General features: G+C 40.8%; 19 protein-coding genes and 1 pseudogene. 8 read left to right on the top strand and 12 right to left on the bottom strand.

The window, feature by feature from the left end; translation table 11 throughout:
• The 9 genes and pseudogenes from HDC92_RS15000 to HDC92_RS15040 all read right to left on the bottom strand — a co-directional run.
• Positions 1–256 (bottom strand): annotated as a pseudogene (locus HDC92_RS15000) (hypothetical protein); the annotation flags it as partial.
• Positions 257–559 (bottom strand): hypothetical protein, encoded by a 303-nt coding sequence (locus HDC92_RS15005; RefSeq protein ID WP_183875678.1) that lies wholly within the window; start codon positions 557–559, stop codon positions 257–259.
• Between the two features lie 125 nt (positions 560–684).
• Positions 685–867: a hypothetical protein gene (locus HDC92_RS15010; RefSeq protein WP_183875680.1), complete on the bottom strand. Its 183-nt coding sequence runs from the start codon at positions 865–867 to the stop codon at positions 685–687.
• Between the two features lie 328 nt (positions 868–1,195).
• Entirely contained in the window at positions 1,196–1,912 is a 717-nt protein-coding gene (locus HDC92_RS15015; RefSeq protein WP_183875682.1) for a hypothetical protein, read from the bottom strand.
• A 29-nt stretch (positions 1,913–1,941) separates the two neighbouring features.
• Positions 1,942–3,411, bottom strand: coding sequence for a RagB/SusD family nutrient uptake outer membrane protein (locus HDC92_RS15020; protein WP_183875683.1), 1,470 nt, complete (start codon positions 3,409–3,411; stop codon positions 1,942–1,944).
• Between the two features lie 11 nt (positions 3,412–3,422).
• Positions 3,423–6,797 carry a SusC/RagA family TonB-linked outer membrane protein gene (locus HDC92_RS15025; protein WP_183875685.1) on the bottom strand — a complete coding sequence of 1,125 codons (3,375 nt, stop codon included), beginning with the start codon at positions 6,795–6,797 and terminating at the stop codon, positions 3,423–3,425.
• Positions 6,798–6,963: 166 nt separating this feature from the next.
• Complete coding sequence (locus tag HDC92_RS15030; RefSeq protein WP_183875688.1) at positions 6,964–8,082, bottom strand: FecR family protein; 1,119 nt, start codon at positions 8,080–8,082, stop codon at positions 6,964–6,966.
• 88 nt (positions 8,083–8,170) lie between these two features.
• Entirely contained in the window at positions 8,171–8,746 is a 576-nt protein-coding gene (locus HDC92_RS15035) for an RNA polymerase sigma factor (RefSeq protein WP_183875690.1), read from the bottom strand.
• Positions 8,747–8,842: 96 nt separating this feature from the next.
• Positions 8,843–10,666 (bottom strand): pentapeptide repeat-containing protein, encoded by a 1,824-nt coding sequence (locus HDC92_RS15040; RefSeq protein ID WP_183875692.1) that lies wholly within the window; start codon positions 10,664–10,666, stop codon positions 8,843–8,845.
• A gap of 392 nt (positions 10,667–11,058) precedes the next feature.
• Between HDC92_RS15040 and HDC92_RS15045 the strand changes: the two genes are divergently transcribed.
• Positions 11,059–11,685 (top strand): DUF6266 family protein, encoded by a 627-nt coding sequence (locus HDC92_RS15045; protein WP_183875694.1) that lies wholly within the window; start codon positions 11,059–11,061, stop codon positions 11,683–11,685.
• Between the two features lie 9 nt (positions 11,686–11,694).
• Here the strand turns inward: HDC92_RS15045 and HDC92_RS15050 are convergent, their stop codons facing one another.
• The 3 genes from HDC92_RS15050 to HDC92_RS15060 form a co-directional block, all read right to left on the bottom strand.
• Complete coding sequence (locus HDC92_RS15050; protein WP_183875696.1) at positions 11,695–12,066, bottom strand: type II toxin-antitoxin system HicB family antitoxin; 372 nt, start codon at positions 12,064–12,066, stop codon at positions 11,695–11,697.
• Complete coding sequence (locus tag HDC92_RS15055; RefSeq protein ID WP_183875698.1) at positions 12,050–12,310, bottom strand: type II toxin-antitoxin system HicA family toxin; 261 nt, start codon at positions 12,308–12,310, stop codon at positions 12,050–12,052. Before HDC92_RS15055 ends, HDC92_RS15050 begins: the two co-directional genes overlap by 17 nt.
• Positions 12,311–12,613: 303 nt before the next feature.
• A complete protein-coding gene (locus HDC92_RS15060; RefSeq protein ID WP_183875700.1) occupies positions 12,614–13,093 on the bottom strand; it encodes a DUF1772 domain-containing protein in 480 nt (159 codons plus the stop codon).
• Between the two features lie 67 nt (positions 13,094–13,160).
• Here HDC92_RS15060 and HDC92_RS15065 point away from each other — a divergent pair, with 67 nt between their 5' ends.
• From HDC92_RS15065 to HDC92_RS15095, 7 genes are read left to right on the top strand one after another with little or no spacing between them, the layout of a single operon-like run.
• On the top strand, positions 13,161–14,270 hold the full coding sequence (locus HDC92_RS15065; protein WP_183875702.1) for a porin: 1,110 nt from the start codon (positions 13,161–13,163) through the stop codon (positions 14,268–14,270).
• 29 nt (positions 14,271–14,299) lie between these two features.
• Positions 14,300–15,730, top strand: coding sequence for an anion permease (locus HDC92_RS15070; protein ID WP_183875704.1), 1,431 nt, complete (start codon positions 14,300–14,302; stop codon positions 15,728–15,730).
• Positions 15,731–15,739: 9 nt separating this feature from the next.
• Positions 15,740–16,414, top strand: coding sequence for a succinate dehydrogenase cytochrome b subunit (locus HDC92_RS15075; RefSeq protein WP_015809069.1), 675 nt, complete (start codon positions 15,740–15,742; stop codon positions 16,412–16,414).
• A 1-nt stretch (position 16,415) separates the two neighbouring features.
• Entirely contained in the window at positions 16,416–18,332 is a 1,917-nt protein-coding gene (locus tag HDC92_RS15080; protein WP_183875706.1) for a fumarate reductase/succinate dehydrogenase flavoprotein subunit, read from the top strand.
• A gap of 11 nt (positions 18,333–18,343) precedes the next feature.
• The gene (locus HDC92_RS15085) at positions 18,344–19,090 is read left to right on the top strand and encodes a succinate dehydrogenase/fumarate reductase iron-sulfur subunit (RefSeq protein ID WP_183875707.1); all 747 of its coding nucleotides are present in this window, start codon (positions 18,344–18,346) and stop codon (positions 19,088–19,090) included.
• A gap of 55 nt (positions 19,091–19,145) precedes the next feature.
• Complete coding sequence (locus HDC92_RS15090) at positions 19,146–19,637, top strand: ankyrin repeat domain-containing protein (RefSeq protein WP_015809066.1); 492 nt, start codon at positions 19,146–19,148, stop codon at positions 19,635–19,637.
• A gap of 4 nt (positions 19,638–19,641) precedes the next feature.
• Positions 19,642–21,798 (top strand): catalase, encoded by a 2,157-nt coding sequence (locus HDC92_RS15095; RefSeq protein ID WP_183875709.1) that lies wholly within the window; start codon positions 19,642–19,644, stop codon positions 21,796–21,798.
• The last annotated feature ends 32 nt before the right edge of the window (positions 21,799–21,830 follow it).

The following is a 21,830-nucleotide window of genomic DNA, read 5'->3' on the forward strand; positions in this document are numbered from 1 at the left end:
GCATCAGCACTGTGCTTACTTCTCTTATCCCTTCTTTTGCAATTTCATTTAACTCACCCCAGCGCTGCTGATAAATGATCAGCCCTTTCAGCAGGAAAACTGTTTCCGCGTAACTAAAATCTAAAAAACGGAATATCATTTTGTGCAGCAAGATCCGGTCGTCCAGGGCATATTCATGCAGGGTAAGCAAATGGCCTTTTTCCGGCAATTCTGCAAGTACCTTTTCCAAAGCAGCAATGTATGGCAGTATGTTCATTTATTCAGTGTTTCCCTTCATGATATGATATCCTGCTGTGCCGCCAATCAGCCAGGCAAACAACATGTTCAGGTCAATTTCCATCACATCATCCAGCAGCTGAACTTCCATTTCGGCTAAAAAAGCATCCAGACCAAATTCTGCCATCATCTGTATTTCGCGAAAGTCTCCGGCCGTATTTTTCAATGTGGTAGATACCACTACGATGTCATCACCATGCAGGTCAACCTCAACACCGTCGGCAGTTGTAAACTGGTTGGCGTTTGCCCAGAAACGGGCCAGTAAAATATTTTTATCAATCATAATTATTTGGCTACATTATCAATATTTTGATGAACCTCAACTTTAAAAAAACCGGGAGTTGCTTACACCCCCGGCTCCAATATAAACCCACCCGTTTATGAAAGGAGAGACGTTAATTTTTTCATTTAATTCATACCACTAACCACCGGCACCAGCCGTACTACACCATCCCTGCAAAGCTGCTTCATTACCTTATTGGCTTCATCCCTGGTCAGTCCAAGCCGCATCAGATCTTCTGTGGTAAACACTCCATCCTTTCTGCCAGTTAAAAAAGCCATTGGGTTTTCCGGTAACTCATTTTGTTCCATTAGTTAGATAATTTAATTAGTTTGTTCATTTCAACAGTACTAGTGCATTATATTGTTTATAAAAAGCCGGAAAGGGCAATGGATAATGGCACCTTCCCGAACTTTCTGTATAACCAAACATGAGCGACATTATCTGGTTACTATCTTCAGCATTTTTTTATTCCTTATTTGGTAATCACAACATCCCCCTGCTTTATAAACTCATCAACCAATGCTCGGTTGGTTCCATTATATTTCAATAAATTTTGTTGATGCGGGAGGCTGTAACCACACCATGCCTCCCGCATCAACGTTTATGGACAATAGAGCATCAATCCACAGGTTCTTATTAATTACTCAATAAAAAAGATACCGATGGTGTAGCGGCATCGGTACCCCCAATCATTCCGGTAATTACCAGTGTGATATACTTATTCTTGCCATTAATTGCATCATAGTAGCCAAAAAGATAATTGCTGATCAAATTTCCCGCAGCATCGCGCACCTGGAAGTCAAAATAATCACTTGGTGTTGCATCTGTTGCCGCATATTTTTTGAAGTTACTTTGCTGCTTGTAAGCGATATTAGTAAATTCATTTACCCCCGGAGTACTAGCCAATGTTACGTTGAGTGGTGTGCTGTTTGGCATCAGGTTAATCACTCTAACTGCTATTACTTCGCCCGTATACTTTGGATAAGTTTCCTCATTCACTACTGTCTCTACATTTGGCATTTGCCCGGCAAGGTAAAGTGAGTACATAGCCTGGGGTTTAAAATCGCGGGTAAAGCTAAACAGATTTGCTGCTGGCGTAGCTGAGGACGCACCCATAATGGTTACTGTCCCAGCTTTTACGCTGTATATTTTGCCTGCGCCGTAACCAATCGGATCGTTAAACTTAGAAAAATCGAAGGCTGCTCCGGTCGTATTTACCTTAACAGAAGGCAGGTTAACTGTTCCATTAATCACATACAAAGAGCTTAAGGGTGATGGTTCTTCATTCTTATCACAAGATGATAGGCCTATTGTCAACACAATAGCCGTCAATATTTTATTTGTATATTTCATTTTGATGGTTTAAATGGGTTTTTATAGAATTAATACCCGGAATTTTGTGTGAGGTTAGGATTCAATGTTATTTCTCCGTAAGGTATTGGGTACACTTGCTGATAACTTTTCCATATTGTGGCACCATTGGATTTTTGCGGTGTAACTACACTCATTACCGCATCAATTCTACCAGTTCTTTTTAAATCAAACCAGCGATGGCCAGATTCTGTAAACAATTCTACTCTTCGTTCCTGTTCTATAGCCGCCAAAAGTTGTTCTTTGCTAGTAGCTGTTGTCACTCCCAATCCTGCCCGCTTTCTAATCACATCCAGATCAGCTTTTGCACCATTAATGTTATCCTGGTTGACCCTTGCTTCCGCCCTAATCAAATATTGTTCTGCCAGGCGTAATACCATAGAATACTCAGTAACCGGACCATTGGGAACCATATCAGGAAACCCCTTTTTATATTTAAAAGAAAAGCTATACTGCTTATTCAAATAAGTGATCGTTTTGATCCAATCTATTTTTCTTTTATCATCGACTTCAAATGAACTCAATAGTTGGTTGCTCAAAAAATAATCTGGTGGCCTGTTATTGAATTGCGGTATGAAGACATAGCCCTCAGGAGTGATGTTTTGAGTAACACTCCCTACACTGGAAGAATTGTGCCACTGCAAGATGGCTTCTTTACTGTTTTTAAGAAAGACATCACTCAAATTTGGTGGTAAAGAATACAACGTATTGCTGATAACATTGGTTGCTGAAATTTCGGCTTGTACCCAATTTTCGTTATACAAATACAACCTCGCCAACAATGCTTCTGCAGCCCATCTTGTGGCTCTAACCCTTTCATTGTTATAAGAAGTATAATCCTCCGGAAGTACTCCTTTAATCTCCAATAAGTCATTGATCAGAATTTGATAGATTTCAGCTTTAGACATTTTTTTTGTTAGCCGTGACTTGTCCCAGTCCGTAGTTTCAACAAATGGTACATCACCATATAAATTGATCAGATTGAAATAACAAAAAGTCCTTAAAAATTTTACTTCAGCAAGTAACTTTAATCTAGTTGTTGCAGTAATTCCTGGTGACTTATTGAGGTTCTCAAGGCAGACATTTATCGGAAAAATGTATTCATATGTTCGTCTCCAAAGTCCATCAATTTGAACATGAGGTCCCCGTTCGACCAATTCGTTACGATAAATAACCATTAAAGATTGAGCTGAACTAAAAATTGCAAGTTCATCAGAAGAAAGTCCTGTAACTATACTAGTCCCTCCATTCGCAGTTGAGAAAGGTTCATTTTTCCCAGCAAGTTTGCTATATATCCCCGTAACTGCTGCTATCGCATTATTATCGTCAGCAAATACTTGCTCAGTAGTTATGGTATCCACTGGAGGATCAATTTCGACCAATTTGTTACATCCGCTATGAATTACCAATAGCACAATTAAACCAATTTCAATCTGTTTTTTAATCGTTGCCTTTATTCCATTTTTATCTATAGAATTCATAATGTTGTTTTTTAGAGATTAACATTAACACCAACTGTAATTGTTCGCAATTGAGGTAGTAAACCCAAATAAATCATTTCAGGATCTAAGCCATTATATCTGCTAATAGTAAAAATGTTTTCACACCTTACGAAGACGTTAAACTTACCAACTCCAATTTTTTTTGCGACCTTATTTGGTAAATCATACGATAGTGAAGCATTATTCAATTTTATAAATGAGGCATCTGAATAAACTCCATCCGAGGATTGAAAGAAAGTATCTGAGCTATTGGACATCGTCGTATATCTAGCGAACAAGGCTTGATCTCCAGGATTCTGCCAGCGATTAAGCAACTGCGTAGATTGATTGTCTGTTCCAAATCCAAATGTTCCTGGAATACCATTGAAAATGGCACTTATTTCAAAGGGCTTGCGCACATAAGAAAAGAATAAATTGGCATTTAAGCTTTTATACCGGAAATCCATGCCGAAACCACCAGCAAACCTAATATTATAATTTCTTAGATATTTATCGTTTAAAATTTTGTCTCTTGTGTATCGAATAGCACCATCTTTATCCAAGTCTTCAACAGTATATAGGCCAGTCTGTGGGTCGATACCTGTATAATGGAAAACAGATGATAAATTGAGCGGCCTTCCAACAAAATATTTAAGGTAATATGGGGATTGTTCCAGATTAGGAAATGCAATTAGCTTGTTTTTATTGCCCCCTATATTAAAATTTAAAGATACCGAAAAGTCTTTCTTATCAACAATGTTTGTTGTTACTGTTGCTTCGTAACCACTATTTTCCACTGTTGCAGGTATATTGGCCAAAACACCGCTAAAACCAGTTATAATTGAAAGTGGGTAGTTTGCCAATTGATTCCCACATCGATCTTTATAGTTGACCAACTCTACTGAAATTTTATCATTGAGGAATCCTAACTGTAAAGCCACCTCAATTTTTTTATTTCTCTGCCACTGTAAATTAGGATTAAAATGTTGAGTTGCAGCATAAGATGTCACCCCCTGATAAGGGGTAACTATTGAAGTATTCGCTGTCCACCTGGACAAGAAACTATAATCGCCTACTCCATCACTTCCCGCAGTACCATAACTTGCACGAAGTTTGCCCAGACTTAACCATTTAAAATGATTTTCAAAAAACTTGTTTTCTGTAAATATCCACGCAAGTCCAACGGCAGCAAAGTTCCCATATTGTTTGTTGGGGCCAAATCGAGAAGAACCGTCCCGCCTGGCCGATAAATTTATTATGTATTGATCTGCCCAATTGTAAGTAATCCGCCCAAAAATCGCTGCATAATTGTATTGTGCTCTAAAATTGGAAGTAGATGTCAATGGAGCATTTGCGACGGAATACAACAAATTGTCATTAACATAGCCACTGCCATTAGAACTGCTTCCTTCTTGCGAAGTCTTTTGCAATGATACACCTGTCATAATATCAAGCCTACCTTTTGATAATTCTGTTTGAAAGTTAAATTGGGGTTCAACAATCCATCTTTGTCCTTGAGAATTCCCAAAGCCAGAGCTTCCTGTGGGATTAAGTTCTGGATCCTGGGATGCAATTGTGTTAACTCGAACTTGGTTGACCAAGTGGCTACTGTATCCGATATTAGCGGTGAATTGTAATTTCTTGACAAACTGATACTTTACCTGCAATTGACTATTAAGGAAATTGCTTTTCGATTCATAGGGAGGGTTACCTAACTCTCCGAACGGAAAGCTTGTCACCGGGTTCCATTCTTTATAATTTAGTTTGCCCGCTTGGTTAAATATAGGAGGTGCATTAGGTGCCAGCAACGCCAACCCGCCCATATAATTGATTTCGTTAACTTTCTGATAGCTAAAAATATTAGTAAAAGATAAATTCAATTTGTTATTTAGGCTAGTATGTGACAAATTGGATTGTAAAGAAGCCTTTTCTACACCTCCACTAACAGCATTAACTCCAGTTGTACGGGTAAAATTTCCACCCAAACGAAAGGTCATTTGATTATGTCCTCCAGTTAAATTGAGTTGGGCAATGTTTCTTTTACCAGTACCTCCGTATAAAAGCCTTTGCCAGTCTGTATAACGGGTAGTATCCCACACAACCAGATCACCAGCGTTCCAAGCTTCAGGAGTTATTCTGTCATTTTGAAAAGCTTCTTTACGCATGGCCACATACTCTTTTGTGTCCATCAAATCATAAAATTTAGGCACCTTGGAAATACCTGAAGTAAATGAAGCCTCAAGCTGGGTTTTTCCTATTTTTCCTTTTTTTGTGGTAATTACAATCACGCCACTTCCACCTCGCGAACCATAAATGGCAGTTGCATCTGCATCTTTCAGTACGGTAACGCTTTCAATGTCATTTGGATTTAAACTGAAAAGCGGGCTTTGCCCTCTTATTCCCTGTGGTGCATCAATTCCGCCCTGAAGAAATCCGTTGCCCCCATCGGGGGATCCGGTATTGTTAAATTCAAGAACTGTCAAAGGAACGCCATCCACGATGTAAAGTGGATCTGGGTTTTGTCTATCATTCAAAAATTTACGCCCCCTGATCTCCACTTTAAACCCTCCGCTTTCATGACCACTGCTGGCTTTAATTTCAAGCCCAGCTACTTTTCCCTGTAGCGCAGTCAATACGTTTGTGACTGGCCGCCGTTCAATCTCTGCTGCCGTTACTGTGGCTATATTTCCTGTTCTTAACCTGTTACTAGTAGTACCATAAGCCTGGATCACCACCTGGTCAAGCGCGTTGGTAGTAAGTTTCATGTAAATAATAGGGCTTGCAGAAGGCTTTATTTCCTGTGTGGCGTAACCCAGATAAGAAATAATCAACATATCTTTTTCATCAATTCCCTTAAAAAAGAAATTGCCGCCTGCATCAGTAGTTACACCCCGGCTATCGCTTTTTTTCTTAATCAACGCTCCCGAAAGCGGCTGCCCGTTTTCATTAAGGACTTTACCTTTAACATCAATAACACCACGCAGATTACTATTATCACTTCCCAGTATCTTGTCCAGAAAGGAAGGCGTTTTCCTTGAAACTACTACTGATTTGTTTTCTATGGAAAAAGCCAGCTGTTGCCCTTCAAACACCTTGTCAAGCGCATCCTTCAGTTCCATGTTACTGATATTCACATTCACCCTTTTCGAATCTTTCAGGGTACTGGCGTTAAACAAAAAGTCGTATCCGGTTTGTGCTTTAATCTGGGCAAAAACTTCTAATAAGGAAGCATTATTTTTTGACAGCGTTATTTTTTGCGCAAAGCTGCTTGCACTTACTTGAAGGATGACTGCAGTTATGATGAAACTGGTGATTTTCATAACAAGTAACAGTTTATTTAAGCAGCGCGGAGGCTTACCTAATTTCTTTTGTAAAAAATTATACATTTGTATATCAGTTTAGTTCGGTTCGCTTTGCCTTAACATTTACAAGGTGCAGGGGCATTGCGAGGTTTATAATTACTTTATAACAATAGGGCTAATCTTTAAGTCATCTGGTTACAGCCAGGTGACTTTTTTTTGTTTGGTGGTATAGCTCAATTGAGGCGTGTGGTTACTGTGTAACCGTAACCCTCCTTCCTTCTACTTTAAAATGAACGCCTTGTGCTTTTTCAAGCATCTTTAATACTTCACTTATGTTTTTAAAACGGGATATATTGCCATAATATAGTTCAGTACTTACATCGCCCTGGTAATTCACTTCTATGTCGTACCAGCGCTGTAGCTTCAGCATAATGTTTTGTATGCTTTCACCATTAAAAATGAAGTTTCCATTTTTCCAGGCCATTGTTTCTTCAATGTTAGCCTGGCTAACTTTGATGGTATTGCCGGTTAGGAGGGATTGCTGGTTGGGTTTTAGGCTTACTGCGTTCACCTTTACACTGCCTTCCAGTAGGGTAGTCCTGATCCCTTCGCCCTTATAGGCGCTAATGTTAAAGTGTGTACCTAATACGGTTACATTTTGTCCGGCACTCTGTACAATAAAAGGATGTGCTTTATCTTTTGCTACCTCGAAATAGGCTTCGCCGGTAAGTTTTACAATTCTTTGGGCAACATTCCTAAAATTTGATAAAAACTCCAATTTACTATCAGCATTTAGCCAAACTTTGGTGCCATCGGGTAGTATTGTAGAATACGTTCCACCAAGGGGGGTGAGTAGGCTAAGGGGAACGGCTTTGTCTGTTTGAGTTCCTGAACTAAATTCAGGATCACGACCACCTATTGCAGTACCATCATTATAGGTTACTTTATCTTTGTTAAAAATTACCCCAGTCTTGGCATCACTAAGTTGTATCACCTTACCTTGTTTGTTTATGATCAGTGTTGCTGTATTTTTTCCCGGGCCAATGTCATTGGCATAACTCGGAGATCCTGAACCAGGTTTGGGATGACTTGGAGCAGTAAAGAAATATATGCAAACAGCTAAGCCAATAACTGCAGCGGCCACGCCAATACTTGGCCAAAGTTTAATGCTCTTTTTATCTTTTAACTGTTGAGCCTGGATACGGTTCCAATAGTCCTGCTTTAACAGTTCATATGCTGGCTCAGGCAAGTTGTCCTCTTTGTTTTTAGCAAGGTCTAAAAACCAGCTTTCCACAATAGCACGTTCGTGCTCGGTACACAGATTGTTCTGATACCTATCTAATAATTCCTGGGCTCTTCGGTTTTCCATACTATGTAGCTTTTGCTCCATTTATGGTTATGAACGGTTGCTCGGTAAAAAGTAGTAGATGAAATGAAAATATTTTTTTCAGGAAACTTTACAGCATTGCAATGGCAATGCTGAATAATGAACCTAATTTTAATTTAAGGATCTTTAGCGCATTGCTAACCTGTTTTTTTACGGTAAGTTCAGAAATGTTCAATTGCTCGGCAATTTCTTTGTAGCTCATGTTTGCAGTACGGCTCAATAAAAATATTTCGCGCATTTTAAGAGGAAGTAAATTAATCTCACGCTCTATCAATTTGGCAAGCTCCTGCTCCCTAATGGTATGATCGGTGATTTCTTCGCCACGATCTATAAATGTTTCCAATGATTTCAGGTAGCTGCTTCTAACCTTTGTTTTTTCAAAGTGCTTTAAAATCCTGTTGCGCACAGAGGCATAAAGAAAGGAATTTAGCGAAACCTTAAGTTCTAAGCTTTGGGATTTAGACCAGATCATTACAAAAATATCCTGAACCACATCACCGGCATCTTCATCATTTTGCAGCATCCTTCGGGAAAAGCGGAACAGCAAAGGCCAGTATCTATCGTAAATCTGGGCATATGCCAGCTCATCGCCCTGTTTTAACAGAACTACCAGTGCCTCATCGGTATATGTGCTGTAAGCACTCATTTCCCCTGTTAAGTTAGTATGTATTAAAGTTAGTTATTTTAACGAACTTATACAAAAGCCTTTACATGAACCACAAAAAAGAAAAAATATTTTAATTTAAGATTTATTGAACTTTCTAAAGGCACTGATCACCTGGAATATAAAATAAGAGACTACAATGCGGCTAAACATATCAGCAAAATATACCCAAAATGATAAGCCTTTAATGTTTTCATCAATATCTTTTAAATAATGGGCCGGGTTTAATACAATCAACCAGATTTTTACCTCATAATAGAAGAATACTTTTAAGTTATAATAAATTTCCGGCCATGTACTTAAAAAATGTGATCTGTCAAGACGCTTGGTAACCAGAAATGCAAGAATCATATAACAAACAAAGGAAGCTAATATCAATAACTTAAATGCTTTAAGCCAGCTCTGGCCAAAATTATTTGTTTGGCTGCTAACTAAAATCAGATATTCACTTAATCGCCTGGGCCGCTCATATTTATTGAGCAAAAGATAATACTTCATTTCACGTTGTTGGAATTTCTGCGAAAGGGGTATATCTCCCTGCTTTTGATAAGCAAGTTTTAATTGCCTGTTTATTTCTTTTTTTGAATAAAGTATATCGAAAAGTTGGATTCTTATTTCTTCCTCTTTTTCCTTATTGCCACTTTTTTTGGCACTTTTTAATTCAATTTTCTTTTTTTCTATATCCTGGCGATCCAACTGTAAAAAAGTAGGCCATGTCATCATAGATGTAGATATATCCTGTAGTATTACGTTATGAAGTGAAAAATCATCAAATGACTTAAAATTACTGCCAAGTAACTGGGCTTTACCAAGGTTACTATCTTCAATTTTCAAAACAGACCTGGAATTATCTTCTCCATCCTTCCAGCTGCCTGAAGCTTTTACATCTGATAATATTAATCCGCCATCATTTACAAAAGTTTTTATACTAAGCTCGTTAAAATGTACATTTCTAAAGGCAACACTCGCAGAAGAATTATAGCCTGACAACCGCAAACGACGAACATCAAGATAATTAAACGTAATATTACCACTGATCATTCCCGACATATCTAAAGTGATGTTCTGAACTTTTGGTTTGTCATGTAAAGCGTTTATAAGGCCATTAATCTGGATGCCGTTTGCGAATTTGGTATCACTGAAATTAAAACCAGAAATCCCGGTAGGTTCGTAACTTTTTTGATCCTGGAAATCTACAATTACCATCTGAAGAAAAGACGATCCCGAAATAATTAACCCCAGTCCACTTGTACGAATCCTCGATATATGGACATAATCAGCGATGGTTACATTTCTAAACGACAAAACGTGTTTTAAGTCGCAATTATGAATATTTACATTTCCATTAAAAGTATTATTTCCATAAAACGAGATGTCCCATGCCTTTATCATTGAGAAATGTAAGGAGCCATTTAGAACATTATTGTAAAGTATAATTGCTGACCGGCCATTGATATCTATTAGCTTTAAATCTTTAGAAATGGTGCAATCTGACAATTCGATTCCACCACCAGATATATTCATATTGGTGATTTTCAATTCCGAATCAAACGTGCAGCGTTCAAACTTCACATGGTAATTAACATCGTTTACACTACCTAAAAATCTGACTTCATTATGAAAATGACAGTCTTCAAATACCAATCCAAATTGTTGCTCTGGTTGCAATGCACTGTCATAATCAGAGGTAATGTCGCTAAACTGTACATGTCCTAAAAACTTTGCATGTTGAAAGCTGATTCCTTGTGGTAGGTTGGTTTTTTCAAAATGTACGTCTCCATTAAAGTTTGCATCATGGAACGTAATATGTTTTGCCTTAAATTGATCACCGATCAAAACCAAATCACCCATTTCGACTCCCTGAAAAGTTTCAACTAAATTTTCTGTTTTCAGTTTATTCAAGATTATTGTCTGCTGGGTAACTGTGGTCATGTTAATTTTATTTTCTCTAATATAAAATAAAACTTTGCTTTCCTCAGTAAACGTCTGGCAGCTTTGGGCCCATTTACAGATCCAAGAAGTATACATCCTGCAGATTGTGAAGGAAGAAAGCCACAATGAAACAAAACGTGGGTTTACATTATCAACAGCAAATAACCCAGCTATAATAATGTTTGCGTTCAACTTTGCGTATGCCTTGAGTAACCATTGGGCAAGGGTTGGTTAAGCCTTGCTATACCCCCAGGCTTAATCAAGGCATACTCAATACTTGCCCATTATATCCTCAGTACAAAACAAATCCTTAACCCTTCCGGTTATTGATACTTAACTACTAACCAACATCATAAAAAACTATGGCAACATCAAACGGTATATCCGGAGAATTTAAAGGCAAGCTAGGTAACCTGGTGAGCTATCAATTAAAAGGTAAAACAGTAATCCGCCACATCGGCAAATCCAATAAAAAACCAAGTGCTGCACAATTGGCTACAAGGCAAAAAATGGCCACAATAATTAAATTCCTGCAGCCGGCAGTGCCTTTTGTAAATGTAGGGTTTGAACTGGAAGTACAGGGTACCGATAAAAACCCACACAATGCTGCGGTATCGTACAATGTTAAAAATGCCCTGCAGGGCCAGTACCCGGATATTACACTGGATTACAGCAAAGTTTTGCTGAGCAAAGGCACACTGGAACCGGCTATTTTACCTGAAGCTACATTTACAGGCACACTACTGGAAATTACCTGGCAGGTGGCATCAGATATGGACTGGGGCATTAAAAATGACCGTACCATGCTGTTCATTTACTGCCCGGAGCTGGATAAAGCCGTGTATGTACTAAGTGGTACCCGGAGAAGTACCGGCAAAGATGAAATAGAATTGCCTTTAAGTTTTGTTGGCAAAGGGCTACAGGTTTATATTGCTTTTAAAGCAGTTAACAGAAAAAGTGTAAGTGACAGTAGGTGGGTAGGGGTATAAGTGAATTTCCTAATGCACAGATAAATTTTCCTTGCTAACAAGCTCTTCATGTTTTATAATATAGTTTAGCGCCACCTTTACAACCTCATTAAGATTAACGCCTTTCTTTTTTGCTAGCAGGGCTGTGTCATAATGCAGTTTTTCTGAAACCCTTACATTGAAAGACCCTTTATATACTTTGTCTGGGTTTTTACCTAATTCTTTACAGGTTGCAAGATAATCTATAACAGCTTCTTTAAAAGCATCTTCCAACTCACTTACAGAAGCACCCTCAAAAGTTATCAGGTCATTTATCCCATGTATCTTTCCAAAAAAGACCCGGTCATCTGCACTAAACTCTACTGATCCAATATATCCTTTATACTCAAAATAGTTCTTCATAATCTGGATTTATTTGTTGTATTATCAAATCAATTTGATATCCTTTTAAAATATTACCTGGATGCGGTTCATGTAAACTGATCACATCCTTATTTCCATTGACAAACTTCCTTCTGGAACCACCAGTTTTACCTTTTTTCATTTCTTCAAAGCCAAAATAATTTAAAACCTTAATGGCCTCCGACCAGGTAAAATCTTTAGGTTTTGAATAAAACCTTGTCAGTAGTTTATCTATTTTACTCATGCAAATATAGGAATTAATTTGCAACTATATTTTAGTTGCATTCATTTGTTTAATTAAAAATTTCTTGAATAGTGTAAACCTATGTACAAAACAGATTACAATGGTTAAAATTTCATGGATATTTTTTATGCTAAATATGATATTTAACAATAATACATTAGCAAATGCAAGGCGAACGGATTTTTGTCCTAGCTGGGGATTAAACCGATCTTGGCCACTTTGTGGCAGCAGATATGGATTGGAATGTCAAAAATGATCTTTAATCAGCCAATTATATTTATTCTAATTTAAGCAGCAGCGTCTCTATCCTATTTTCGCAAAAAGCAGTAAACAGGTAGACAGGATTGCAGCGATGCTTCTCATGTTGTTTAAATAATTCCATTTCGCCTCAAATCCCAACCTCATTTTCGAAAGTGAATCCACACTTGAACCATTTACATCAAAGCTGTCCAGCATGTTGTTTAACGGAACATTACCAAAAATTGTAAGGCCTGGTACGCCAATTAAATAGATCAGGGTTGCTGCTATCAAAAGATAATACTCCCGATTTAATGAAGGGCCAAATTGCTGATAACAACTGATCAGTAAAAATATTGCCGCACCAAAAAAACATATAAAAAAGAGAGGATTCTGAATGGCACGGTTCATGGCCTGCATCGACAGGATAAATTCCCTGTCGGGCAATGTCTTCAGGCCGCGCATAACTGAAATTGACCAGCTATAAAAGAGCCCTGCCATCAGCGCAGTTGTAAGTATGGATAAAAATAGTGTAGTATTCTTCATGACCTTGAATATAACATAAAAACAAAATATAGTAAAGATTTGTTTAATTGTTGTTAACAACGTATTCATGAAACAACGCTATCTCTATTTGTTGCTTTTTCTTCCTTTTTTAACAAATGCCCAGGGCATAAATGTCGCCCTTTCTGAAAAGAATAAGATCAATTTCTCGGGCATGTTGCAAACACAGTTTAACTATTCACTCGACAATGATGTAGACATTACCGGCAGGCACCATACCGGTACGGAGCATTTTTCACACAATTCCTTTTCTGTAAAAAGGGCCAGACTGCAGCTGAGTGCGGCAATCAATGATCGGATCAATGCGGTTATGCTGGTCAATTTTGGCGACTTTACAGGAAATCCACAAAACAAAGTACTCGAAAATGCCTATATCAGGTATAGCGTAAATGATTATGTAAATTTTCAGTTCGGACAGTTCAGGCCACAGTTTGGGCAGGAAGACAATTATCCGGTTGATTTTGTCCGCTCCATAGATTATTCCAATCAGTATTATCTTTTTGGGTCAAACAGCTGGCAGAGTTTCCAGATCGGTGCCAGCTATTTTGGAGAGATCAAAAATAGCAGTATCCCCTTAAAGTATTATATAGGTGTTTATAATGGCAATAACAGAAACCAGACCGGCGACAATGACGATGGAAAGATTGTTCCGGCACGTCTCGTATTTGGGCTTGGTAAAAGTACCTTCCTGGGTTTAAGTGCTGGTGCAGGTAAAAATATGGGACAGAAAATATGGGCTTATGGTGCCGATATCGACTACAAAAAGCAATTGAATGAAAGGTGGAATGTGGAATTTGTTTCGGAATATAAACAGGGGATCAACAGTGTTGCCTATTTTGATCAGACAGATCCGGTTATTCCTGTCAGCCACTTTGCCATGCGGGGCATTTATCTGCAACCTAATGTTGGGTATGGTTTTAAAAATACAAGACTTAAAAGCCTGGAGTTTGCTTTAAGGTACGAATATCTGGATGCTGATTTTAAACAGAACGGTAATGCAAGGCAAAGCTATATTCCTATGGTCAGTGCTTCTTTTGCAGAAGCTTATGCCATCCGTGTGCAAATGGGTCTGCTGATGGACCGTTATGAAAATAATATTCCCAATACTACGCAATACAATACCAACAGAATTATATGCCAGGTGCAGGCCCGGTTTTGATACTAAACGCTAACAAATGCAACAACGTGATGAAAGAGATCAATTACAAAATGATGCTGGTAACCCTGGCTTTCGGGTTGCTGATCTGGTTTTTACCGGTTCCTGAAGGAGTTAAACCCGAAGCCTGGCATTTGCTGGCCATCTTTCTGGCCACCATTCTGGGCATTATCCTCAAAGCAGCATCCATGGGCACCATGTCTATGATCGCTATTGCAGTTGTGGCCTTAACCGGGGTATTGGCCCCCGGAAACCCCGGTAAATCTATTTCGCTGGCTTTAAGTAGTTTTGGTGACAAAGTAATCTGGCTGATAGGTATTTCTTTTTTTATTGCCCGCGGTTTCATAAAAACCGGGCTGGGTAGCAGGATTGCCTATCTTTTTATCAGGGTATTTGGGCACAGTTCATTGGGACTGGGTTACGGATTGGGCCTGGCAGATCTGGTACTGGCCCCTGCAATTCCCAGCAATACAGCGCGGGGTGGAGGCATCATTTATCCCATCATGAAATCTATGGCCCTTAATTTTGGCTCTGTTCCTGAACAGCCGGAAACGCACCGCAAACTGGGGGCTTACCTGTCGCTCAGCTGCTATAACATCAACCTCGTTACCTCTTCCATGTTCCTTACTGCAACGGCAAGTAACCCTATGTGCCAGAAGTTTGCGGCCGATCTGGGCATTCACATTACCTGGATGTCGTGGATGTGGGCGGCTATAGTACCGGGCCTCGTTTCACTTATCGCTGTGCCTTACCTGCTCTATAAAATCTACCCCCCTGAATTAAAAAGAACAAAAGGCGCGACAAAAATGGCCTCCGAAAAGTTAAAGGAGATGGGCGCTGTAACGCGAAATGAATGGCTGATGCTGCTTGCTTTTTTTGTGTTACTCTTTTTATGGATCACCGGAGATATATTTAAAATTGATGCCACTACCACTGCTTTTATAGGCCTGGTGTTTTTGCTGCTTTCGCAGGTGCTGACCTGGGAAGATGTGAAAAGTGAGAAGGGGGCCTGGGATACCATCGTCTGGTTCTCGGCTTTGGTAATGATGGGTAGTGCATTGAACCAACTGGGCTTAATACCCTGGTTTAGTGAATTGGTAAAAGCTAAAATAGGCCACATGAGCTGGACAATGGCTTTCCCGATCATTATACTGGTCTATTTTTACAGCCACTATATGTTTGCCAGCGCAACTGCGCATGTAGCTTCTATGTATGCCGCTCTATTGGGCGTAGGTATTTCTGTTGGCATCCCGCCAATGTTACTGGCCCTTTCGCTGGGTTTTTGTGGTGGGATTTATGGAACTTTAACCCATTACGGGCATGGGCCGGCACCGGTATTTTTTGGAAGTACCTTTGTGGAAGTAAAAGAATGGTGGTCGCGGGGTTTTATATTAAGTATTGTTTTCCTGGTGATCTGGATGGGTATTGGCGGTATGTGGTGGAAAGTTATCGGCATATATTAATTGAAAAAAATGGATCAGAAAGGCACCTTATCTACACTGATGCGTAAAACGCTGATGGCGCTCACAGGATTGTTCCTGTGCTTTTTCCTGGTTATACACCTGCTGGGAAATTTGCAGTTGTTATTGCCTGCAGAACAGGCAAAAGAAAGTTTTAACAGTTATTCTCAACTTTTATCGGGCAATATTTTCATTAAGGTCATTTCTTATGTATTGTATGCTTCTATAGTTATTCATTGTCTGGATGCCCTGCTCATTACCCTTAAAAATAAAAGGGTAGCGGGGAAGTACCTGCACGACCAGCGGCGCATTTCCAGCAAATGGTATTCGCGCAATATGGGGATACTGGGTACGCTGATCCTTATTTTCCTGGTATTTCATTTTAAAGATTTCTGGTACCAGTACAAGTTTGGCGGGTTGCCTGTCGACGAGTATGGGCATAAGGATCTGTATACGATTGTTGTTGGGGTTTACCGCGATTGGTGGTATGTGCTTTTTTATGTACTGGCCATGTTTGCGCTTGGTTTTCACCTGCTGCACGGTTTTTTTAGTGCCGCCCGCAGTCTGGGTGTTTACCATCCCAGATATGTGCGGTGGATCAGGGTTTTTGGAACCTGGTACAGCTATATCATCACCTTCGGCTTTGCCATTATACCCATTTACATTTACTTAACCCAACATACATAACATGGAACTGAATGCTAAAATACCACCGGGGCCATTAAAGGATAAATGGAGTTTTTATAAAGACCATGCGAAGCTGGTAAACCCGGCCAACCGGAAAAAACTGGATGTGATAGTGGTAGGTACCGGACTTGCCGGTAGTGCGGCGGCGGCATCGCTGGCAGAGATGGGGTATAACATCACTTCTTTCTGTTTTCAGGATTCGGCCAGAAGGGCACATTCTGTGGCCGCACAAGGTGGGGTAAACGCGGCCAAGAACTATAAGAACGATGGCGACAGTACCTACCGTATGTTTTACGATACGATTAAAGGTGGCGATTTCAGGTCCAGGGAAGCAAATGTATACCGTCTGGCAGAATGCTCGGCACAGCTGATTGACCAGGCAGTAGCACAGGGCGTGCCTTTTGGCCGGGAGTATGGAGGCTATTTAAATAACCGTTCTTTTGGCGGGGTACAGGTAAGCCGTACCTTTTACGCCAGGGGACAAACGGGGCAACAACTGTTGCTGGGAGCTTATCAGGCGCTGATGCGGCAGGTGGCTGCCAAAAATGTGAAACTGCATACCCGTCATGAAATGATGGAATTGGTTGTGGTAGCGGGCAAGGCCAGGGGGGTAATTGTACGAAACCTGGATACCGGTGAAATAGAAAGACATACGGCCCATGCCGTAATTCTGGCTACAGGGGGCTTTGGAAAGATCTATTACCTGTCTACCCTGGCTATGGGCTGCAATGCATCTGCCATCTGGCGGGCGCATAAAAAAGGAGCTTTTATGGCCTGTCCAAGCTGGACCCAGGTACATCCAACCTCTCTGCCGCAATCGGGCAGTTACCAGAGTAAACTTACGCTGATGTCAGAATCGCTAAGAAACGACGGACGCATCTGGGTGCCATTAAAAACAGGAGAAAACAGAAACCCAAATGATATCCCTGAGGAAGAACGTGACTATTACCTGGAACGGCGCTATCCGGCATTCGGGAACCTGGCGCCCCGCGACATTTCTTCACGTGCAGCCAAAGAACGTATAGATGCCGGTTTTGGGGTAGGGCCGCAAAAGAATGCTGTGTACCTCGATTTTTCTAAGGCAATAAGGGAGCAGGGGAAACAAAAGATCAAAGAGAAATATGGCAACCTGTTTGATATGTACCGTAAAATTACGGCTACCGATGCGTATGCGGAACCCATGATGATCTCGCCGGCAGCACATTTCTCTATGGGCGGCCTATGGGTAGATTACGAACTGATGACCACTATACCTGGCCTGTTTGCATTGGGGGAAGCCAATTTTGCGGACCATGGGGCCAACCGCCTGGGGGCAAATTCTTTACTGCAGGCTTGTGTTGATGGATATTTTGTGGCACCCTACACGGTATCCAATTATCTTTCCGGAGAAATTAAGGTACCGCGTCTTGACCTGAACAGGCAGGAATTTGTAGATGCAGAGGTGGAGGTAAGGGCACATTTATCCCGGTTACTGGAAATTAAAGGCGATAAAACGGCAGATCACTACCATAAAATTCTGGGCAAGCTGCTATATGATTATTGCGGCCTGTCGCGGAGCCGGGAAGGTTTGTTAAAAGCAATTCATGACATCCGCAAATTGCGGGATGATTTTTACCACAATCTGAAGGTATCTGGTGAGGAGGATGAGATGAATGCTGAACTGGAAAAGGCGGGGAGGGTGAGTGACTATCTGGAAATTGCAGAACTGATGTGCTATGATGCACTGACCAGGGAGGAATCCTGCGGAGCACATTTCAGGGAAGAATACCAGAGCCCCGAAGGAGAAGCTTTAAGGAACGATGAACAGTTTTGTTTTGTATCTGCCTGGCAATATAGGGGTAAAGGCCAGGAAGAATTGCTGGTTCCTGAACCCTTAAAATTTGAAAATGTTGAACTGGCCGTAAGAAGTTACAAATAAGCAATGAGGTTATGAAGATATATCTGAAGATTTGGAGACAAACAGATGCTGGTAGTATCGGTAAACTGGTTGATTATGAGCTGGATGAGGTAATTCCTCATATGTCGTTCCTGGAAATGATGGACACACTGAACGAAAAACTGGTGCTGGCAGGCGAGCGGCCGGTAGAATTTGATCACGACTGCCGGGAGGGAATATGCGGGCAATGTGGTATGATGATCAATGGCCGTGCGCATGGTCCGGTGGCACACCTCACCACCTGCCAGTTGCATATGCGCGAGTTTAAAGATGGGGATACCATTTACGTTGAGCCCTTTAGGGCCAAGGCTTTTCCGGTGAAAAGAGACCTTAGGGTAGACCGTTCGGCATTCGACAGGATCATTATGGCCGGAGGTTTTGTATCTGTAAATACTGGTCAGGCACCAGAAGCAAATGGCATTCCGGTTAGCCATGAACTGGCCGAATCGGCTTTTGATGCTGCGGCCTGTATTGGCTGTGGGGCCTGTGTAGCTACCTGCAAAAACTCGAGTGCTGCTTTGTTTACAGGGGCTAAGATCGCCCATCTGGCCAAATTGCCACAGGGTAAGGTAGAATCCAGGAAAAGGGCCTTGTCTATGGTGCAGCAAACGGATGCTGAAGATTTTGGACATTGCAGCAATACCGAGGCCTGCGAGGTGGAATGTCCGCAAAGTATCTCGGTATTGAATATTGCCAGGATGAACTGGGAATACGGGATCAGTAAAATTTTAAAAGATTAAAAATTCTAATTGATTTTCAAATAAACAATTTCCCGCTACAGATGTTCTTAGCACTATGGATCACATCATATCGGCTTTAATTCATGCTTCAAGGACAGGTGATTTACTATTATTGCAGGAAATAATAGATCTGAACACCAACCTTGAACTGAGAGATGATAAAGGTTATACACCTTTGATCATCGCTTGTTACAATCATCAAACGGAAGCAGCCAGGCTACTCCTTCGGTCAGGGGCAGATGTTAACGGCATAGATACTGGCGGCAATACTGCACTTATGGGGGTTTGTTTTAAAGGCTATGCAGATATTGCGGAGTTGCTTATTGCTCATCAGGCTAATGTAAATCTGTTGAATGGAAATGGCGGGACTGCTTTAATGTTTGCTGTAATGTTTGGACGCAATGAACTGATTGCATTGCTCCTTCAACATGGTGCAGACCTGACGATAAAAGACAATCGGGGAATGGATGTATTGGACATTGCCGTACAACAAGGTAATGAACAGGGACTTCAACTTTTAAAACAACATCAACCTATAAATCAGTAAGACAATGGAAAAGAAAAAGCCAAATGCTGAAAACGCAGTCAATTTAAAACAGAAAGATCTTGCGCCGGATACCATTTCCGATCAGGGCGAATTGATGACCACCAATCAGGGTCTTAAAATTAATGATGACACGAATTCGCTGAAGGCCGGAGAACGGGGCCCCTCTTTACTGGAAGATTTTATCCTGAGAGAAAAGATAACGCATTTTGACCACGAAAGAATTCCGGAAAGAATTGTACACGCAAGGGGTTCAGGTGCCCATGGTTATTTCCAGGTTTATGAATCTATGGGTAAGTATACCAAGGCTGGCTTTCTGCAGGACCCTTCTGTGAAGACACCGGTGTTTGTACGCTTTTCTACTGTTGCCGGGTTCAGAGGTTCGACTGATCTGGCAAGAGATGTTCGTGGGTTTTCTGTCAAATTTTATACACAGGAAGGCAATTACGATCTGGTAGGTAATAACATGCCGGTTTTCTTTATCCAGGATGCTATAAAATTTCCAGATCTGATCCACGCGGCTAAACCCGAACCTGATAACGAAATACCTCAGGCTGCTACAGCTCATGATTCTTTTTGGGATTTTATTTCACTCAGTCCTGAATCTATGCATATGATCATGTGGGCCATGTCGGACAGGGCAATTCCGAGAAGTCTTCGTATGATGGAGGGTTTTGGTGTCCATACATTTAGGTTTGTTAATGCTGAAGGGAAATCCAGCTTTGTCAAGTTCCACTGGAAACCGATACTTGGAATGCACGCCGTTGCCTGGGATGAAGCCTTAAAAATATCTGGTAAAGACCCTGATTTTCACCGCAGGGATTTACATGATGCGATAGAAAGCGGTGCTTTCCCGGAATGGGAATTTGGCGTTCAGATTGTTGCACAAGAAGATGAGCATAAGTTTAGCTTCGATTTACTGGATCCGACTAAACTGATCCCTGAAGAGTTGGTGCCTGTTCAGAGAATTGGTAAAATGGTGCTGGACCGCAATCCGGATAATTTCTTTGCCGAGGTAGAACAGGTTGCTTTCCACCCTGGTCATCTGGTTCCGGGTATAGATTTCAGCAATGATCCTTTATTGCAGGGCCGTTTATTCTCTTATACGGATACACAATTGTCCCGTTTGGGCAGTCCTAATTTTCATGAAATCCCCATTAACCGTTCAGTGAATACGGTACATAATAATCAGCGTGATGGACATATGCGTCAGCAAATCAATGTAGGGAAGAGCAGTTATCATCCAAATTCTGTAGCTGGCGGAAGCCCTGCCCAGGCAACAATAGCCGAGGGTGGATTTTCTTCTTATGAAGAACGTGTGGATGCGCATAAAGTACGGGCACGGAGTAAAAGCTTTATGGATTTCTTTAGTCAGGCTACCTTGTTCTTTAACAGTCAGTCTGAGCCGGAACAAAACCATATTGCTGATGCATTAAAGTTTGAATTGGGTAAAGTAGAACGGGTTGAAATCCGGCAAAGAATGGTTAACCTCCTTACTCAAATCAGTGTTCCTCTTGCAAACACCGTAGCGGAGAGTTTAGGTTTAAAAGCGGGTAAACCGCAGGAGCCTGTTAACCATGTCCTTGGTGCAGATGCCAATCCGGCAGATTATAAACCGGTTAAAGTAAAATCAGAAATTGAAAAATCACCCGCCCTGAGTATGGCCAATGCGCCAAAAGACAGTATTAAGACCAGACAAGTTGCTTTCCTGGCTGCTGATGGTGTTGAGTCAGCAGACTTTGAAAATATGAAAAAGGCACTTCTTGCTGCTGGTGCTGTTGTTAAAGTGGTTGCGCCTAAAAATGGCACATTAAAGGATTCGGCTGGTAAAGAAATCAAAATTGACATGAGTTTCCTGACAGGTACATCAGTGGTATTTGATGCTGTGTATGTACCAGGTGGAGGGAAAAGCATTGACGCCCTATTGGCTGAACCTGATGCTGTTCACTTTATTAATGAGGCTTATAGACATTGCAAAGCCATAGCCGCCACAGGTAAAGGCGCTGAACTGATCAACCAAAGTTATGTAGGTGCTAAATTGAAAAATGGCAATGCAGATGCAAAGGCAGGTATACTGATAGAAGCTACACCTGAGGCTTTTATTAAGGCAATTGCTCAGCACCGTTTTTGGCAAAGAGAGAAAAAGGATAAAGTTCCGGCCTGATCTTTACTTTTGTGCCAATATAAAATTACCTT

Origin of the sequence: Pedobacter sp. AK017, from assembly GCF_014200825.1 — a bacterium.
In the GTDB taxonomy this organism is placed as follows: Bacteria; Bacteroidota; Bacteroidia; order Sphingobacteriales; family Sphingobacteriaceae; genus Pedobacter; species Pedobacter heparinus.

Coding starts and splice junctions, on each gene's coding strand:
- HDC92_RS15060 (WP_183875700.1), bottom strand. CDS start 13,093: ATGAAGAATACTACACTATTTTTATCCATACTTACAACTGCGCTGATG.
- HDC92_RS15095 (WP_183875709.1), top strand. CDS start 19,642: ATGGAAAAGAAAAAGCCAAATGCTGAAAACGCAGTCAATTTAAAACAG.
- HDC92_RS15080 (WP_183875706.1), top strand. CDS start 16,416: ATGGAACTGAATGCTAAAATACCACCGGGGCCATTAAAGGATAAATGG.
- HDC92_RS15025 (WP_183875685.1), bottom strand. CDS start 6,797: ATGTATAATTTTTTACAAAAGAAATTAGGTAAGCCTCCGCGCTGCTTA.
- HDC92_RS15005 (WP_183875678.1), bottom strand. CDS start 559: ATGATTGATAAAAATATTTTACTGGCCCGTTTCTGGGCAAACGCCAAC.
- HDC92_RS15070 (WP_183875704.1), top strand. CDS start 14,300: ATGAAAGAGATCAATTACAAAATGATGCTGGTAACCCTGGCTTTCGGG.
- HDC92_RS15085 (WP_183875707.1), top strand. CDS start 18,344: ATGAAGATATATCTGAAGATTTGGAGACAAACAGATGCTGGTAGTATC.
- HDC92_RS15065 (WP_183875702.1), top strand. CDS start 13,161: ATGAAACAACGCTATCTCTATTTGTTGCTTTTTCTTCCTTTTTTAACA.
- HDC92_RS15090 (WP_015809066.1), top strand. CDS start 19,146: ATGGATCACATCATATCGGCTTTAATTCATGCTTCAAGGACAGGTGAT.
- HDC92_RS15045 (WP_183875694.1), top strand. CDS start 11,059: ATGGCAACATCAAACGGTATATCCGGAGAATTTAAAGGCAAGCTAGGT.
- HDC92_RS15030 (WP_183875688.1), bottom strand. CDS start 8,082: ATGGAAAACCGAAGAGCCCAGGAATTATTAGATAGGTATCAGAACAAT.
- HDC92_RS15055 (WP_183875698.1), bottom strand. CDS start 12,310: ATGAGTAAAATAGATAAACTACTGACAAGGTTTTATTCAAAACCTAAA.
- HDC92_RS15020 (WP_183875683.1), bottom strand. CDS start 3,411: ATGAATTCTATAGATAAAAATGGAATAAAGGCAACGATTAAAAAACAG.
- HDC92_RS15010 (WP_183875680.1), bottom strand. CDS start 867: ATGGAACAAAATGAGTTACCGGAAAACCCAATGGCTTTTTTAACTGGC.
- HDC92_RS15075 (WP_015809069.1), top strand. CDS start 15,740: ATGGATCAGAAAGGCACCTTATCTACACTGATGCGTAAAACGCTGATG.
- HDC92_RS15050 (WP_183875696.1), bottom strand. CDS start 12,066: ATGAAGAACTATTTTGAGTATAAAGGATATATTGGATCAGTAGAGTTT.
- HDC92_RS15015 (WP_183875682.1), bottom strand. CDS start 1,912: ATGAAATATACAAATAAAATATTGACGGCTATTGTGTTGACAATAGGC.
- HDC92_RS15035 (WP_183875690.1), bottom strand. CDS start 8,746: ATGAGTGCTTACAGCACATATACCGATGAGGCACTGGTAGTTCTGTTA.